Genomic DNA, 17353 nt, shown 5'->3' on the forward strand with positions numbered 1-17353 from the left:
TCTATTATTGCATGCGGATGAATAAAAGTGCAAGACTCAGTTAGCAATAAACAAACGGAGCTCTCCATTATCTTACTCCACCGACGCAACGACTTCTACTTTTATCCGATCGGGATCTTCAAAAAACACTGCATAATGGCTAGGTCCCCCGGCGTAAGGGTGCTTATCTTCATATAAAATCGGAATCCCTTTAGCAACTATTTTTTCTGTAATCTCATCAATCTGCTTTTTTGATTCTCCGTAAAACGCCAAATGATTCAGCCCTACTCTACGACGATGAAATCCATCAGCTATAAACTTTTTATCTGCCTGCACGAATACAAGATATGTATCTGCTATTTTCCAGCTTTGCCCGGTATCCCATTTTTGATATACGGAATACCCAAGCTCCTCTAGTAGCCATCTCCAAAACTGTATACTCTGGGCTAAATCAGATACGTTGATTTCTACATGATGCAATAATCCTCTTTTCATCCAGTCCCTCCTAACGACATGTATACATAACCCCTATACTACACATTTTATTCTTTTTGTAAAATAAATCCATTTAAACGACCTGCTTAGACTCAGCATCGTTTTAAAGCAGCTGTTTTCTAAAAACCACAATATTTGATGTAGTTTTACTAAATCGCCATATACTATATTTCATATTAAAAATGACCAAGTGACCTTTTTGGGAGTGAACTAAATAATTGGTAGCATATTTTAGTTTTAATTTTAATTATATTAAGAAAAATATAACCGAACTGATACCTTATAAAAGTACTGGACAAAGTAATCTTCACGTGCTTTCTTTCAACACATGGGGAATATAAAAAATTATCGTAATGTAATTGCTGGACAAACCTTCTTGCTTTTTCAAATAAGGCGCCGTTACATTTAACTACTACGTAAACCAAATGGATTTCTTACGGCACCTTTACATAACGGTTAAACTTCCGTAGCGCTCACTCATGACTGGACTATAAAAAAGAGCTTGTTTTCAAAATGACATACAATTTTAGTTTACTTGTTCAGTAAATTTTACTTTTAGGTATTATCAATTCTCGCTGTTTTTATCATACCTTTTTCTAAATCGACTTCTCTCTGCTATTTCCTCATAATTTTCCACATTCTCTAATTTCGTTTTTTCATACTCTGTAATAGATGTATTAGTTGAAGTAAAGATATGCTGCATATCGGATAGATAATTTTTCATTTTGATCAAATCTTGGATAAGCGGATCCAATGCTTTTGTTTGTGACTGATCCAAAGTATATAACTGATCAATTATATTATTTTTTCTATTTTTCGCTTGCCATGTCTGATGTAACAGTTCACCATCATCTAATAACGGAAGTTGGATGATATCTTGTATTTTCATAAGCTCTGCATTTGCTTCGTGTGTAATACTCTGTATGACGTATTCAAGCTTTCTGACCCCCTGCTCTAAGTCCTGTTCAAAAAATGACTGGTGAATAAAACCCTTCTCGTCCGGCTCAAAGGATTGTACAGCGTTTTTCATTTGCTGTAATGTTTGTTGATATGAGGTTAAAAAATGATCCATATAAATTAAAAAAGGCTCATGAACGTCTACATAAAAAGAACGAATTGCGCTCCCGCCTTTTCCTTTTAAAGCTTCTTTCAATGCAATAATTTTTCTGACAGCTTGCAAAATAGCTTTTATCTGTTGTTGTATTCCAACTGCTTTGAGGCTGCATTCCTCTATATAATCAATAATTCCTTCTTTATGTAACACTTTCATGAAAAAAACCTCCTATAAGGGTGATAAGGAGTGCAATTTCTACCTTTTACTTTATAAACTGTATCGATGAGGCAATAGATTGTTCTGATTCAATAAACTGATCAACCGCATCCATTGTTGATTTGCCATGTTCCAATAGCATTACTTGATACGAAGCTAAAACATCCTCTAACAAATGATTCAATTCTTCCAATTTTTTGGTCATATCGAGCGTGTTTTCCCCTACATATCCACTCGTCATATCCGAGTTAAGTTGTTGTGTAGTCATCTCCAGTTTTGTAATCGTTTTTTGTATTGGGCCATGTGCTATTTTTATTTCCTCACTCATTAATTCATTAACTCCCTTCGCTGTTTACCATATAAATCGTCTAATGTATGGTTTTGAGCTGTTAGATCCATTCGAATATCAATGATCGATTGCTTTATTTCTCTAATTTTATTGTTTAGCTGCTCTATCGTTTCTGCTAATTGATGGTTGTATAGATCCACATAACTTTTCTTCAGATTATTTTCTCTCCACTGCTGATATTGATCAGCTAAATGCCCTGCCCATGTATTATCCGTCAATTCAGGAGTAGTACACCAAGATGTATGCTGTCTAAATTCTTCCTGGCGATCTTGCAAATTTGATTGTGCTAATGCAAGTCGCTCTAATTCTCTTCGCTTATCTTCCAATTGAAGGTTTAGCATATATAGTGAATTTTGCGTTCTGGTTATTTGGCTATTAATCCAATGCAATGATTCCATTTCTTCACCTCAGCACTTCTTTCTCCCAACTACAACTATTTCTATATTACTTCCATTATATAGTATTAAAAACCTCGTTTTAAGAGGAACTTTAGCCTATATTTATTTACATAAATCCCCTTGATGCGTAGGTAAGAAGTAGCAATTAGCCAACAAAGAAAATACTAAAATAGCTCAACTTGTATTAACTTAACTTTCAGTCACCCCCTTCACATGTGTTTAGAAGTAGCTGCGATACCCGACTTTTTATACAAACGCAAAGGCGCAAGCGCCCGTTTAGCAACGTAGCGAATGGAACGAATCAACTAAAGATTTAGGAATCATGCCACTAAAAACAGGGGGATGCTGACATCTGGGCGGCAAGCCCGTTTTTAGTCGGCCTTCCCCTCTTATCGACGAACCGATGAGGCCTTATCGTAGGGCGCATTTCTAAAGTCGCATCGTTGCTGGGCGATGAAGCCGGACGTGACTAGTCGGTTATTTCGTTATCTACAAGCACCTCATTTAATAGTGTCCTACACAATAAAAAAGTCTCCACCCAAATTGGAGACTTTTTATTGTGCCGCTTATTCATCTAAGTAAGAAACATCCCCTGTTAATTCTACCTCAACGTCTTTATCAACTCGAATTAAAATAACATTTTCACCACCCTGTAACTCTGCATCAGTCGATATACTCTCTTTAGTAAATTGTTTAAAAGACAGCTCATTTTCTAAAGTATAAAAGGTTACTTCTGTTTCTTTAGGATTTTGAATGGTGAGTTGTTCACCTTGAAGAGCAACCTTTGGAAGTAGCATATCTCCTATATACTGCTGGATGTTGACTCCATTAAAGAGATATGGTGCCTGAAAATAACGAATATCAACTTGATTTTGTACATCATTTGTCTTTTCAATATATACATTTACCATACCACCATGCGATGTTACATTTAATTTTTTTGGTACAGGAAACTCCCACTGTTTTTGTTGATAGGATGGAACTAATTCTTCCCAGTTACGATCCCCGACAAAATAGTTAAACAGGTCTATTTCATTCTTCTCGTCTTCTTTTTTAACCTCTTTATAAGGAAAAGCAAACGACGCCCCAGTAGCAATCACTAGTATAACTAGATAACCGAGAAAAATCCCCCGTATATATTGATGATAGTGATGAACACGGTTTTTAAGAACTTTTATAATAGCTAAAATTACTATTACGAAAAGGATCATAATAAGGATTGGCAGATAGGCTGCTACAGTCATCATCGTAGCTCCTCCTTCTTATTGGAGAGCAGGATGGCGAAGCTGAATAAAATGCCGATCGCTCCTATAACTTTTATCATAAACAATATAATAGAGTTCTCTTGAAAAAAATAACTAAATACTGCACCATAAAGTTCACCATCGTTGTTACCAACAATGCCAAATCCAATTAACAGCACCGGAATCAAGATTGCAATTAAACGATTCATTTTTAAAATGATCCCGTATAAATAACCAATCGCACAAGCAAATAATATATATAAAACCGTTGCAATAATACCAGTAAGAATTTCATGCCCTCCCAGATTACTCATTCGTATCAGCGGATCACGACCTAAAATATAATGGATGGAGACATTTACATACTTCGTCAATAAGGCAGTGATCCCACCTATAATGCTAATAGAAACTAAAAAGGTAATATTTGAGAGATGATTACTGAGACGATTGGTGACAAACATAAAGTTTTCTAGCCAATATCCTTTTGTTGTAATTAATGCAGCACTAATCCCTCCCCAAATAACGGTAAAAATTATTGCCATATCGGAGGAAAAGTAATTCATATAAAAATTGAAATTATCCATCCCTCCTCCTGTAAAAAAAACTGACCCATCGATTCCAAATAATACTGAGATAAGTTGTATGTAATACCATTAAAGACACATAAATGCCGACATAGCTTTTTTGTTTATATTGATACTGTTTCCAAACAATCGATGACAGTGAGACATCATTGATAGACATGATCTATTCCTCCTTTTTCTGAACTGGTTACATAGACACAAATATCACTAGCTGAAACAGGTGTAACGTGGATACCAAGCCGTTTTGCTTTTCCCATGTTAACTTCATTTGCTTTTACAACGACATATGTTGTATCGGCTCCCATACTCTCTCGATAGATCACCGTTTTTCCGTGTATATATGTATAAATCAGCTCTGTTCTACCGGTTAAACCGATAGCTTCATGTTTTAATTCGTCCATTGGAAGATAGAATTGTTTTTTCCCTTTATCTAACAGCAAAACATATTCGAGCAGTTCTTCAATCTCTTCTAAGTGATGGCTAGAAAACAGGATGGTACGTGGCACTTCCAAATAATCCTTTAGTAAAGCACGGTAAAAATCATTGCGTACTGCCTGATCCATTCCTGTTGTTGGTTCATCAAATATCGTGATGGGGCAACGAGAAGACAATCCGATAATGGCGTTAAAAGTATTTCTTTTCCCAGTCGAAAGCTGTGTATACAAGTCATTAGAGCGGAAAGCAAAATAATCGAATAGTCGCCGAGCGATTCTGTCATTCCAGCTTGGATAAAAGCGTCCCGCTTCAGTGAGTAAGGCTGATAAAGATAAGGAGCTTGGAAATACCATTTCATTGCTAATGTAAATGGTATTTGCAGATACTCTTAAGCTATTGAAAGGATCTTCCCCAAATACACGTACGTTACCTGATGAACCTCTCCATAATCCAGCAAGTATTTTTAGCAATGTTGTTTTTCCCGCCCCATTTCGCCCGATTACACCGATTATCGTATTTTCCTGAATTGATAAGGATAAATCCTTTAATGTAAACATTTGCCTCTGCTTTTTGGTTAGCTTATCACATACGATCACTTCCATTACACTTCCCCCTTACGATTCGTTATTTCTTGTTGAAGCAGCTGCATAAGCTCCTGTTCGTCGACCTTTAACCGTTCTGCTTCGATCACCAAATCTTCTAACAGTTTTTTTAACGTTTGATTTTTTCGTTTATTAACGATGATAGCTTTTGCTTCAGGGGTTACAAATTTTCCCAAACCACGTTTGCTGTATAAAATTTTTTTCTCTGCTAACAGCGTTAATCCTTTAGCTGCAGTAGCGGGATTAATTGTGATTATTTTCGAATCAGCATCGACTGAAACGCCCTCGAACTTCGGTAGTGACCATCTTGCGCACCCAACTCCCTCACCCCTTGGGAGATAAAGTGAACCTTCATCCAGTTGGCTTACTTTCATTCTCATACATTGGCATAACCTTACGGGGCATCCCTAAGATCACCTTCCATGATTGGGAAATGTAGGTATCGTTATCCCACTTCTTTGCACTCCTCTAACCCCCGAAGTAGGGTCTTACAGCACCTTATAAGCGGGATAAATAACACCACATTCATTAATTAATTTAATTAATGAATGTGGTGTTATGAATATATGATACACGCTTCTGCTTGATCAGATGGATGAACTCAACTTATTCTCTTTATTTCTCTGCTCCGTATCAATAATTTTAAATTGAGACCGATATTTCGACGGCGATATACCTTTACATTTTGAAAACTGTCTTGAAAAATGCGAAGGATTATTAAAACCAACTAAATAAGCTATCTCTTCAATGCTAGAACTGCTTTTCTTAAGCAATTCTGTCGACTTATTAATGCGATATTGCACAATATAGTGTGTTGGATTTACATTTAAATACTTTTTAAACAGCCGATACAAATAGGAACGCTCAATTTTTATCATTTGCGCTAGCTGTTCAACGGAAAAAGCAGACTGATCATAATTTTTCTCAATCATATCAATCGCATATTTTACATACTTCTCTCCTTGCGTTATCCTGCATCTCATTTCTTCTTCATATTGCTCGATGAATAGATTAATAATATGATAGGCTTCTCCAATCGCAGCATATGGCTTTCTGTTTTGTGAATAAGTAAACACACTAGCAAATAGATCATCCATTTTTCGTTTATTTTCATAGCGATACGTGAAATTTTCCACCCCATTAGCAGTATTTCTTAATAACCCGCATCGGGAAAATAAATCATAACAGGCAGCACCTTTAAAGCCAATCCACCGATAGCTCCATGGATTTCCTACAAGTGGATAATAATTATTTTTCGTGTTTGGCGGGATAATAAACCCCTGCTTTGCACCTAAATGATGTACTTCATCGTTAATAAAAAATAGCCCCTCTCCTTCAAGAATGTAATGAATTAAATAATAATCAATTGGCTGATATTGATATGGGTCTCTTGGCTTTACATCCTCAAAGCCACATTCATAAATGTAAAAATCACTAGCCAGTTGCTCATCTGTTTGGAAAGTACCAATAGAATGAAACAATGAAATTCCTCCTTGCAACATAATGTCAAGAACAAACAACAAGGGAACATTCACTTTACTGATCATAATCGATACAATGAAAGCGCAACCACAAATAGTTTGCTTATATTTATAGTAACAAACCCCTTTGTACATGTACATCTTGTAAGTGTCTAACAGCAAAGAAAGGAGCTAAAATTGTGACAGAAAATAGAAAAAAGATTAGCGCAACCTCATTTTTGTTAATGGCTTTTACGGCAGTTTTTGCATTTAATAACATCATAAATGCAACTGCAAGTATTGGTTTATCTGCAGTACTTACTTTTTTATTCGCCACTATCTTTTATTTTATTCCTTTTGCTCTAATGATTGGTGAGTTCTCTTCAGCCAACGCCGAGTCTGAATCAGGGGTATACAGCTGGATTAGAACATCGTTAGGTGAAAAATGGGCTTTTCTAGGATCATGGTCTTACTTTTTTGTCAACTTATTTTATTTTACCGCGTTACTGCCACAAATATTAATCTATGCTTCATACACCTTTACAGGAAAAAATATTTTTGGAAGTGGCGCAACCATTGCTATTTCCATTCTGTCCATTTTCCTTTTCTGGTTAGCTACATTTGTATCCATTAAAGGTGTTTCCTGGATTTCGAAAGTGACAGACGTATCAGGGGTAGCGCGAATTTTAATGGGGGTTGGCTTTATCGTTTTTGCCTTAGCTGTCGTATTTATTTTAGGTGAACCATCAGCACAGGAATTTACGAGCGAATCGGTTATGCCATCGATGAATTGGAATTACTTTGCCACGTTAGCTTGGATTTTACAAGCAGTTGGAGGGGCAGAAGCCATTGGCGTCTATGTAAAAGACATTAAAGGTGGTAATAAAACCTTTATTCGAACCATCATCATTGCTGCTTTTTCCATTGGAATTATGTATGCTTTAGGCTCAGTAGCGGTAGGTTTAATCATGCCTGCGGAAGCACTTCAGGATAACTACTCGGATGCTTTATTTGAAGCTTTCGCAATTTTAGGTAGCTATTTTGGCATTGGTGATGGCATTACAAGATTTGTAGGCTTAATCATGCTATTAAGTGCTGTCGGTTCGTTAGTAATCTGGACTGCTGCACCAGTTAAGATTTTGTTCTCCGAGATCCCAGAAGGCATCTTCGGGAAATGGGTTGCTAAGACAAACCATGAAGGGAATCCTACTAACGCTTTAACCTTGCAAGCAGTTGTTGTAACTATATTATTAATTATTCCTGCCTTAGGAATTGGTTCTGTCAATTCCTTGTTAAAAACATTGATTAATATGACAGCTGCAACATCACTAATACCTGTACTTTTCTTACTTATTGCTTACATCATGTTTCGAGTTAAAAAAGACGATCTTCCGAGAACGTTTAAAGTAGGAAAACGCTCAACAGGAATAGTCATGGGGATTATGCTATTAGTATTCTTTTTATTCGCTTTCTTTGTTTCCACATTCCCTTCACCTGCTGCGTTGATGGATTATTTTGCGACAGGAGTTGTTGCGGAAGGGTCGATGAATCCATTATTCAGCCTTACTTACAACGTAGTGGGGATTGTCATTTTCATTGGCTTTGCATTTATTTGCTACAAAAGATATGAAAGAAAAGAAAAAATAAAGGGTGAAGAAAATGGTCATAACTAAAAAGAGATGGGAAAATCATAAACTAGATGGGATTAACAGATTAGAAGCAAGGGCACATTTCACAAGCCTATCAGCAAGCAAAAAACCACATTTCTATCAAAATTTAAACGGAGAATGGTCCTTTCTGTTCTTAGATGCTCCAGAATATAGCCCGGCAGATTTCTATAAAACGGAGTTTGATAACTCGTCATGGGATACTATTGAAGTTCCCGGAAATTGGCAAATGCAAGGCTATGGCAATATGCACTATTCCGACTTATGGTATAACTTTCCTATTATACCGCCGTATGTACCGACAGAAAATCCGACTGGTATTTACCGAAGAGCATTTGAAGTCAAGCAAACGGACCGTAACTATCAATATATCCTACGCTTTCAAGGCGTTGATTCAGCATTTGAAGTTTATGTAAATGATGAATTTATCGGCTATAGTAAAGGAGCCAGAATTCAAAGTGAATTTGATTTAAGTGATGTTTTAGTAGAGGGAACGAATACGTTAACCGTTCGTGTTTTCCAATGGTCTGATGGAACATATTTAGAGGATCAGGATATGTGGTGGTTAAGCGGTATCTTCCGAGATGTTGATCTTTTTGCTAGACCGAGAGTAGGGCTATATGACTTTACAGTTAAAACACAGTTTGACGATATGTATAAAGAAGCTACATTAATTGTAAACCCTGTGTTTGACCATTTGCAAAAGCAGAGGATACACTATGAACTAAAAACCGCTGAGGGAGAGGTTATTTTTACCAAAGAGCAGAATGGAAGCGAAAGTTTAATCCAGGAAGTTCAAAATCCGGTAAAATGGTCTGCTGAGCACCCTTATTTATATAAACTGATAATCACCGTTTATAACAATGGTCAAATAGTTGAAATCATCGAACAAGATATCGGTTTTAGACAAATCGAAGTAAAAGGAAAGTGTTTTTTTGTAAATGGTGTTGCGATTAAATTAAAAGGTGTCAACCGACATGATTATAGTCCAGATAAAGGACGTGTAACCACTTATGATAGTATAGAACAAGACATTATTCTCATGAAACAACATAATATGAATGCTGTTCGTACAGCGCATTATCCAAACGCGCCTTACTTTTATGACTTATGTAATAAATACGGTATGTATGTGATTGCAGAAGCAGATCTAGAATGTCACGGTTTTGAATTAACTGGTGATTACAAATGGATTTCAGATAACCCCGAGTGGGAAGAAGCGTATGTTAACCGGATAAAGCGGACGTTATTACGAGATAAAAACCACCCATCCATCATAATGTGGTCATTAGGAAATGAATCCGCTTTTGGATATAACTTCAGAAAAATGGCAGCATACGTCAAACAAGCCGACCCAACCCGATTAGTACATTATGAAGGGGATTTTGAAGCTGAAGTAAGCGATGTATATACTACTATGTACACATGGTTAGAACACGACAGTAAATTAACCATGGATGAAGTTATTAGAAAAACAGAAAAACCACATATACTATGTGAATATGCACATGCAATGGGAAATGGCCCTGGGAATCTAAAAGAATATCAAGAACTCTTCTACCGTCACGATCATTTGCAAGGTGGTTTTATTTGGGAATGGTTTGATCATGGGATTAAAACCGTTACAGAAGATGGGAAGGTATATTATCGCTATGGCGGAGATTTTGGGGATGAGCCAACGAACGGAAACTTCTGTATTGACGGTCTCATCATGCCAGATCGCACACCATCAACAGGTTTAATGGAGTATAAAAAAGTGATCGAACCGGTACAAACAGCACCTCTTGATATAACGTCAGGAATGTATCAACTAACCAATCGGCTCGACTTTACTAGTTTAGGAGCTTACAAACTTGTTTGTCAATTTTATGAAGATGATGAGCTGCTCGAAGAAACAGAACTACCATTGCCTAATTTAGCAGCCAGACAAACAACTAGATTCCAAATTCATTATCCAGCTTTAGAACATTACCAACCTGGGGCGCAATATACCGTTCACTTTATTTACCGATTAAAACAGGATACAAAGTGGGCTCCTGCTGAGTTTGAAGTTACGAAATCCGTCTTTGTCTACCATAAAGAACCTCAACAAGTTATTACCGTTTCGCAAGCACCTGAGCTGAAGCTACTAACAGAAGGAAGTACTGTAATGGTAACTGGCGGCAATTTCACCTACTGCTTTGATCGTGTACGCGGAAACTTGCTCACTGCAACCTTCGATGGCGAACAACGAATTGAACAGGGACCGGCATTTACGTGGTGGCGTGCTCCGATTGATAATGATATGTATATTCTGGAAGATTATCGAAACAAATACTTTATGCATCTGGATCACCATATAGTTCGTAATGTGGCATACGACATAAAAGATGGGAACTTCGTATGGAATGTACATGCTTTCTATGGAACGACGAATAGTTCCTGGTACTACGACTTATCCTATCGCTATACCATCACACCACAAGGAAAACTACACCTGAAGGTAGAAGGAATTGCCTCCGGCCGCAAAGAAAATGCACCGCCTATGCTACCAAGAATCGGGGTCAAGATGCATGTTAATAAGCGATTTGCAAACGTGTCTTGGCGTGGATTAGGACCACATGAAAACTACGTCGACTCCTGTCAATCTGCATACCCTGGTGTGTTTCACGCTAGCGTAGATGAGTTGTTTGTCGATTATATTAAGCCACAAGAGAACGGCAACCATATGGATTGTGATTGGATAAGTTTGGCAAATCAAGATACTGCATTACTCGTCCAAACAGAAGAGCCGCTTAACTTCAGTGTTTCCAAATATGAGGATCGAGATTTGGAAAAGGCAAAACATACAATTGATTTAGTGGAACAAGATTATCTCGTCCTTCACCTTGATAAACAACAGAACGGATTAGGAAGTAACTCCTGTGGTCAAGACCAGCTGGATAAATATCGTTGTAAGTTTGATGATTTTTCGATCAGCTTTACGCTTGCTCCTAAAGATCTGTCGACAACGCCTATCGCTGAATTAGCAAGAAAATGCTAGTACGTTATGTCATATAAGCGCCTCTAGCGGCAATCGGACATATCTCGTTGCAGCGCTAGGCAAAAGAGCTCAGACATAAATGGAAACACCGTTCATTTAGATCACATGAAATAAAACCGCCTGAAATCAATGCTTTTAAATTTGAATTCAGGCGGTTTATCCATTTTTTGCAAGGAGTGTTCCAGCCTTTTCCTCCATTGAAAATTCCCTTTTTGCAATGATTAAATGCTACTGAGTTTATCCCATATATATAAGGTGCTGTAGGACTCCCAATTCAGGAGTTGGATAATCTGTACTGCACAAGTCTAAGTAGGGATAACTGCACCTAAATGTCCGATTCGTTTAGAGGCCTTTAGGTCATACCATTACGTTACTAACCATCAGTGGGGGATGAATGAAAAACCCCGATTATCGCAGAATCAATAAGTCCTTAGATTTTTCTAATTCACCTTCTATCTTTTTTCCACTGTATTGCTTCTTCGTTCTAAAAGTATGATATCTCGCCAAACCCCGTTAAGCTTGCCAATTCGTTGGCGAACACCTACATTCCGAAATCCGGCTTTATGATGCAAATGAATACTAGCTATATTTTCCAGAAAAACCCCAGATTGTAGTGTCCAAAATCCGTTTGCTTCACTTTCCGCTATCACATAAGCCATTAGCCTGCTACCAATCCCTTTTCCTCTGCTTGATGCTCCTAAATAAATACTTAGTTCAGCTACGCCAGCAAGTGCTTTTTTACTGGAAATAGGCTGTAATGCAGCCCACCCAACGATTCGTCCAGCCTCCTTAACTACAATGCGACAAGCGGTCAAGTAGCTTGTCCCACGATGGTGGTTCCTCATCAAATGTTGCATTTCCTGAAGCAATCCCTTCTATATAAATAGACTTTACATTCGGCCAATCGGTTTCAATCATCTTATCAAAGTGGATTGTCTCTAAGCAATTACTCATTGTATATCCAGAACCTCCTCGTCTCCCGACCATCTTCGTCTATATGTGGATGATCCTCTCTTCCCCCATTTTTGAGGATCGCTTTTGCTGATCTGATGTTATCCGTAGTACAGGTAACGAGTACTTGTTTGATTTGCAACTCCTTACATTTCTGTAACGCCTCATAAAGGATTCTCGTTGCATAGCCCTTGCTTCGCTCGGATGGTCGGACGCCATAACCAATATGCCCTCCCACTTGGAATAAAAAATCATTAAGTTCATGTCGAATATCAACCATAGCAACTATTTTTTCTTTATCGTTTACTAAAAAATAACTGGAGCTAGGCACCCATTTTTCTTGTCCACTCTCTCGTTCAGCAAGTGCATGTAAATACGTTTCATAGGTTTGGTGGCCTGTTAGCTCGAAGCTGCTGGGAATCATTCGCGTTGGACCCCACTCTTCCAAATAAGCTCGATGCTCCTTCTCCCATTTCAAACTTGGTTTGACTAACCGCATGGTATCACCTCTTTCCAATAATTAATCGCTTCTCCTAATCTATTAAAAGCAAACAGCTAAGCACTTCCTAGTTGTGCAGATTAAGGTATCACTGTGATCAGCCTCCAAACCAGCTGCTATCTGAACGCTGAACGAATAAATCACAGAAATCTTAAAAAGCATATGGATTATAATTGTTAGTAATTATAATCCATATCGCTCGACAATGAAATCATTATTTTTCTAAGTTTTAACCAAGGTGCTGTAGGACTCTTCAGGATTTGGATAATCTGTAATACAACAAGTCTAAGTGGGAGATAACAGCACCTAAATGCCCGATTCGTTCAGAGGCCTTTAGGTCATACCCTTGCGGTACTAACAATCAGTGGGAGGTGAATGCCCCCCCACTGATAGAAGATTCACTTGATTACTCCAGTAATATTGTTCCAAATGAAACTAACGATGAGGAGAATTAAAACCCAACTTGATACACGCCTCCCATATACTTTTAACGATTCCAACTTCGCTTCATTTTGTTCCCCGTCCGTGTTTGAGCAAGCTCACGAGGTGTATATCCACACAATTTTATAGGTGAACATTCTTTTATTAAATTAACATAAAGCAGGAATCACGAGAAGATAACTCCTATAATAACTTGGCATGCTCGGCAATATGACTTGACTTTTACGGGTATTCGAATTATGCTCACTGCAATGCAAAAGAACGATGGAGAGGTTATTTTAATGCAAATATATGTCGATGCTGATGCGTGTCCTGTAAAAGATCAGATTATCAAGTTAGCGAGAGAATTCCAAATTCCCGTAACACTTGTACAAAGCTTTTCCCATTATTCTAGTAAAACTACGCCTGAAGGAGTCAAAACCATTTATGTTGATTCTGGAGCTGATGCTGCCGATTATCGAATAATGAAACTCGCCAGTCAGGAGGACGTTATTGTCACACAAGATTATGGTCTGGCTTCATTAGGACTTGCTAAAGGGTGCAATGTGATGCACCATAAAGGGTTTCTATACACAAACGAAAATATAGATTCCCTTTTACAGACACGTTACTTAAATGCAATGGTAAGGAAAAGCGGAAAGCGAACGAAAGGGCCAAAAGCTTTTTCTGAAGAAGATCGCAAGCTATTTGAAGCTCGTTTTCGTTCACTACTACAAGAAAAAACTGTCGATCCACAATAGATCAACAGTTTTTTCTTTACTTACTTATTTCGATTGGTATAACGCAGTTTCCGGTTTTCTCTACGAAAAGGAGCCGACTCAAATAAAATTTTCTCTTCTTCCGTTTCCGGATATACTTGTGGTACTGGTATTGGTTTTCCTTCCTCATTGACAGCAACCATCGTGAGAAAGGACTCTGTCGTTAAACGCTCTTCCTGATTAATTAAATCGCGAGCAGTTACTTTCACATATATCTCCATGGAACTTCTTCCTGTATAAGTAACAAAAGCTTCTAGAGTTAACGAATCTCCTGCTCTTGCAGGTGATAAGAAATCAACGGAATCAATAGATGCTGTCACTACGGTACTTTTTGCATGCTGCATAGCACATAGTGCGCCAATTTCATCAATATACGCTAATATTCTCCCACCAAATATGGTATTTAAATGATTCGTATCCGGTGGCAAAACCAATCTTGTTTGAATAGTTTTTGATTCACTCATTGCTAGTTTTTCCATCTGTTTTCCCCCTTGCATGAAACTTGTTACCCTATTCGCTTATTTAAGCAATGATCTAGTTGTGATTCTATAAAAGGTCTAAAATTTCTATGGACGGGATAAAAAGAAACAAATAATGTAAATCCCTTTTGGCTAGCCATATTAATTAAAATTGCCCCAAATTAAGCCAATAAAGAATTTACTATATCATTTTTGCTAAAACTGTTAAACCTTCTTTTTCCAAACACATCAACAAAACACTTATCCACATCACATATTAGAAAAACTTGGCTTGTCGCCATGTCTTATGGCGGAAGCCTTTTGTTTTTCTTATACTATAAACCAAAAAAATCTTATACTCTCCTATAGTGCAATGAAAAACACCTTCCTTTACGAGAAGATGTAACAATAAATGGATGAGAAAAGTAAACGCATGCATTCTGGGATTGATTACATCCCTTTACTCGATTTACACCCATTTGAATTAGATTCTCCATTATAATGGTAGGCTCCTATAAAAAAACACAACTATAGTATTATAACATATATTAATAAATGTCGTTTTCACAGAAAGCCCTTACAAATAGATTCCAGATCATTTATTTGTTAAAATTTATTTATAAACTGAAACTTCAATCCATAGAGGAGAATTTTCTTTTATCCCCTACCGATTGTTGAATGACTAGTATCTGACATTTAACTTGCAGTTGGTCCCAAATGATGCAAACACTAACAGATAAAAGCAGGTTAATTCGATGGCGCGCTCGAGATTTTTATACGAAATAGGCGATAAGACAGCCGTGGAAGCATTGGAGAGAGCGGTTAATGACCCTGAATTTGAAGTACGAATGCAAGCGAAAATGGCATTAGCTAGAATCAAAGATGGCGAAGAAGCAAAAGGCTCTATTTGGAGTCAGATGACGAAAACAGTGAAAGAAAAGGAATTATAAGCGAGACAACGTAAAGCATTGGAAGCAATATACCAACTGAATTGAAGCAAAAGAAAGAAATTGCAATGGGGGCTTCTTCCCAGACCCCTTTAATTGTTAGTACCCTAAACACCTAACCTTTGAACACAATAGGTTAGATTGACTTGTATTTTGTACCTTGCTTATCCTAGCTTGGGTTCCACTCACAGAATTGAAGGACAGATTGTTACACGAGTTACATGCGGGATAGACTCAAGAAAAATTGCCCCCTATTGATTCGAAGACTGCAGGAAAAATTTTGTAAAGTTTAAGCGCTTAAGCTAGACAAGCTTTTTTAGTAAATCATTATCCTAATAACTATCTTTAAAAGGTAGCCTTAACTGGCTTGAACATAGATTGCATTCCGATAGGGCTATTGGAGATGAAGCAACTTGAGGCTCTTAGTTTCAAAACCTAGTCATGACTTCGTTTCATAAAATATTCACAATAGTTGGTTTCATCCATGAAGTAGAAAGGTTGTCTAATTAAAGATAACCTTTTTACTTTATGACATTAATAAAATTCACAACACTACCTTGCATTAATTAATAGTTAGGTATAAACTATAGTTAGCTATTATACATTATATAGTAGCAATCCATAAAAAAAGAAATGAAAATACGTCTAAAGTCGTAGAAAGATATATCGCTTAAGTATCTTCATTTGGATTCATACCATATTTACAATTAAAACATGTGTATAGTGTTATTACATATATATGTTTTAAACCAAAGAATATGGATGTAACTACAGCTACGAACGTGTGCATATTATAATGAATCACCAAAAGCATATACAACCTTCATTCTGTATTTTATAAATTTCGTTTCATTCGAATGAGAAGTGAAATAATAGGCTACCAATCTAGTTAGCTATCTACAGCGATCTTATTAAGAATACAAATTATGATTTTTTAATGTGGCTAAATGAAAAGCTAACAGAACCAAAACTTTCGAACTGGCAGATTATAAGCAACAGCTTAAATAAGGTAGAAACCAGCATAACGGAATTCTAAACATTTAAAGAAAAATTTTAGAATCCAATCCAAGGGCTGTATCGTATATACCATTACAAAGAAAGAGGAACGGATTAATTCATGATAGGAGAGATGATGGTGCAACAAAAAGAAATCTATTTACTTCTTACAGATACAAGATCTTGGTTCACGAGATTAATTAAATTGTACACAAAAAAACCGTACAATCACGCTTCCATAGCATTCGATCAAGAGCTTGAACAAGTTTACAGTTTTGGTAGAAAAGCACCTAAAAATCCTTTTATAGGCGGATTTGTAAAAGAAAATATGAATGAGGGTTTATTTAAACATGCTAATGGTGTCATTTATTCTGTATCGGTCACAGAAGAGCAGTGGCAAAAAATACAACAATATATTCGAAAAATAAATGCAGAAAAAGATGCGTATCGATATAATTTCATCGGTTTATTTGGCTTTGTTCTTAAACGACCTATTAATAGAAAAAATGCCTTTTTCTGCTCGCAATTTGTTGCTACCGTTCTTCAAGAAAGCAACGTAACTCAGTTCAGTAAACCAATTCCGTTAATTACACCTTACGACTTGCAAAAGGCAGATGTGTTTCAGCTCGTTTATAAGGGAGAAATAAAGGAGTATTGCAAGCAACCTCAAGTTAGAAGCACACAAACTACAAGCTGCTAAAGCTAAAAATACTCCCTCCCCCCTCTCCTCTCTTGCTTTTGTCATCTTTATTTGACTGCTCCATTTCTCATTTTTGATACTCCATTTTATTACTAGCT

General features: G+C 37.0%; 17 protein-coding genes and 1 pseudogene. 5 read left to right on the forward strand and 13 right to left on the reverse strand.

The window, feature by feature from the left end; all coding sequences use genetic code 11:
- Nucleotides 1-72: 72 nt before the first annotated feature.
- The 10 genes from KBP50_RS16130 to KBP50_RS16175 all read right to left on the reverse strand — a co-directional run bounded on the left by KBP50_RS16130 (nucleotide 73) and on the right by KBP50_RS16175 (nucleotide 6837).
- Nucleotides 73-474 carry a VOC family protein gene (locus KBP50_RS16130; protein ID WP_050351471.1) on the reverse strand — a complete coding sequence of 134 codons (402 nt, stop codon included), beginning with the start codon at nucleotides 472-474 and terminating at the stop codon, nucleotides 73-75.
- A gap of 565 nt (nucleotides 475-1039) precedes the next feature.
- On the reverse strand, nucleotides 1040-1744 hold the full coding sequence (locus KBP50_RS16135; protein ID WP_050351472.1) for an LXG domain-containing protein: 705 nt from the start codon (nucleotides 1742-1744) through the stop codon (nucleotides 1040-1042).
- A 46-nt stretch (nucleotides 1745-1790) separates the two neighbouring features.
- Complete coding sequence (locus tag KBP50_RS16140) at nucleotides 1791-2072, reverse strand: DUF5344 family protein (RefSeq protein ID WP_050351473.1); 282 nt, start codon at nucleotides 2070-2072, stop codon at nucleotides 1791-1793.
- On the reverse strand, nucleotides 2072-2491 hold the full coding sequence (locus KBP50_RS16145) for a YwqH-like family protein (RefSeq protein WP_050351474.1): 420 nt from the start codon (nucleotides 2489-2491) through the stop codon (nucleotides 2072-2074). The genes KBP50_RS16140 and KBP50_RS16145 overlap by 1 nt, the downstream gene beginning before the upstream one ends.
- A gap of 566 nt (nucleotides 2492-3057) precedes the next feature.
- Entirely contained in the window at nucleotides 3058-3738 is a 681-nt protein-coding gene (locus tag KBP50_RS16150; protein WP_050351475.1) for a hypothetical protein, read from the reverse strand.
- Nucleotides 3735-4319: a hypothetical protein gene (locus KBP50_RS16155; RefSeq protein WP_050351476.1), complete on the reverse strand. Its 585-nt coding sequence runs from the start codon at nucleotides 4317-4319 to the stop codon at nucleotides 3735-3737. Before KBP50_RS16155 ends, KBP50_RS16150 begins: the two co-directional genes overlap by 4 nt.
- Nucleotides 4312-4479: a hypothetical protein gene (locus KBP50_RS16160; RefSeq protein WP_157858456.1), complete on the reverse strand. Its 168-nt coding sequence runs from the start codon at nucleotides 4477-4479 to the stop codon at nucleotides 4312-4314. Before KBP50_RS16160 ends, KBP50_RS16155 begins: the two co-directional genes overlap by 8 nt.
- A complete protein-coding gene (locus tag KBP50_RS16165; protein ID WP_050351477.1) occupies nucleotides 4466-5356 on the reverse strand; it encodes an ATP-binding cassette domain-containing protein in 891 nt (296 codons plus the stop codon). The genes KBP50_RS16160 and KBP50_RS16165 overlap by 14 nt, the downstream gene beginning before the upstream one ends.
- Nucleotides 5356-5736 (reverse strand): GntR family transcriptional regulator, encoded by a 381-nt coding sequence (locus tag KBP50_RS16170; RefSeq protein WP_050351478.1) that lies wholly within the window; start codon nucleotides 5734-5736, stop codon nucleotides 5356-5358. The genes KBP50_RS16165 and KBP50_RS16170 overlap by 1 nt, the downstream gene beginning before the upstream one ends.
- Nucleotides 5737-5943: 207 nt before the next feature.
- On the reverse strand, nucleotides 5944-6837 hold the full coding sequence (locus KBP50_RS16175) for a helix-turn-helix domain-containing protein (protein WP_236691398.1): 894 nt from the start codon (nucleotides 6835-6837) through the stop codon (nucleotides 5944-5946).
- Between the two features lie 179 nt (nucleotides 6838-7016).
- Between KBP50_RS16175 and KBP50_RS16180 the strand changes: the two genes are divergently transcribed.
- Nucleotides 7017-8489, forward strand: coding sequence for an amino acid permease (locus KBP50_RS16180; RefSeq protein WP_050351479.1), 1473 nt, complete (start codon nucleotides 7017-7019; stop codon nucleotides 8487-8489).
- On the forward strand, nucleotides 8476-11505 hold the full coding sequence (gene ebgA, locus KBP50_RS16185; protein WP_050351480.1) for a beta-galactosidase subunit alpha: 3030 nt from the start codon (nucleotides 8476-8478) through the stop codon (nucleotides 11503-11505). Before KBP50_RS16180 ends, ebgA begins: the two co-directional genes overlap by 14 nt.
- Nucleotides 11506-11957: 452 nt before the next feature.
- On the opposite strand, the pseudogene KBP50_RS16190 reads toward ebgA, so the two are convergent.
- Together KBP50_RS16190 and KBP50_RS16195 are read right to left on the reverse strand one after the other, a co-directional pair.
- Nucleotides 11958-12423 (reverse strand): annotated as a pseudogene (locus KBP50_RS16190) (GNAT family N-acetyltransferase).
- 28 nt (nucleotides 12424-12451) lie between these two features.
- The gene (locus tag KBP50_RS16195; protein WP_050351481.1) at nucleotides 12452-12955 is read right to left on the reverse strand and encodes a GNAT family N-acetyltransferase; all 504 of its coding nucleotides are present in this window, start codon (nucleotides 12953-12955) and stop codon (nucleotides 12452-12454) included.
- A gap of 722 nt (nucleotides 12956-13677) precedes the next feature.
- On the opposite strand from KBP50_RS16195, the gene KBP50_RS16200 reads away from it, so the two are divergent.
- On the forward strand, nucleotides 13678-14136 hold the full coding sequence (locus KBP50_RS16200) for a YaiI/YqxD family protein (protein WP_050353441.1): 459 nt from the start codon (nucleotides 13678-13680) through the stop codon (nucleotides 14134-14136).
- Between the two features lie 20 nt (nucleotides 14137-14156).
- Here the strand turns inward: KBP50_RS16200 and KBP50_RS16205 are convergent, their stop codons facing one another.
- Nucleotides 14157-14633: an acyl-CoA thioesterase gene (locus tag KBP50_RS16205; protein WP_050351482.1), complete on the reverse strand. Its 477-nt coding sequence runs from the start codon at nucleotides 14631-14633 to the stop codon at nucleotides 14157-14159.
- A 734-nt stretch (nucleotides 14634-15367) separates the two neighbouring features.
- Between KBP50_RS16205 and KBP50_RS16210 the strand changes: the two genes are divergently transcribed.
- Both KBP50_RS16210 and KBP50_RS16215 read left to right on the forward strand, forming a co-directional pair.
- A complete protein-coding gene (locus KBP50_RS16210; protein WP_050351483.1) occupies nucleotides 15368-15562 on the forward strand; it encodes a HEAT repeat domain-containing protein in 195 nt (64 codons plus the stop codon).
- 1132 nt (nucleotides 15563-16694) lie between these two features.
- On the forward strand, nucleotides 16695-17255 hold the full coding sequence (locus KBP50_RS16215; RefSeq protein WP_050351484.1) for a hypothetical protein: 561 nt from the start codon (nucleotides 16695-16697) through the stop codon (nucleotides 17253-17255).
- Nucleotides 17256-17353 lie beyond the last annotated feature (98 nt).

Source organism: Virgibacillus pantothenticus, from assembly GCF_018075365.1.
Classification (GTDB): Bacteria; Bacillota; Bacilli; order Bacillales; family Amphibacillaceae; genus Virgibacillus; species Virgibacillus pantothenticus.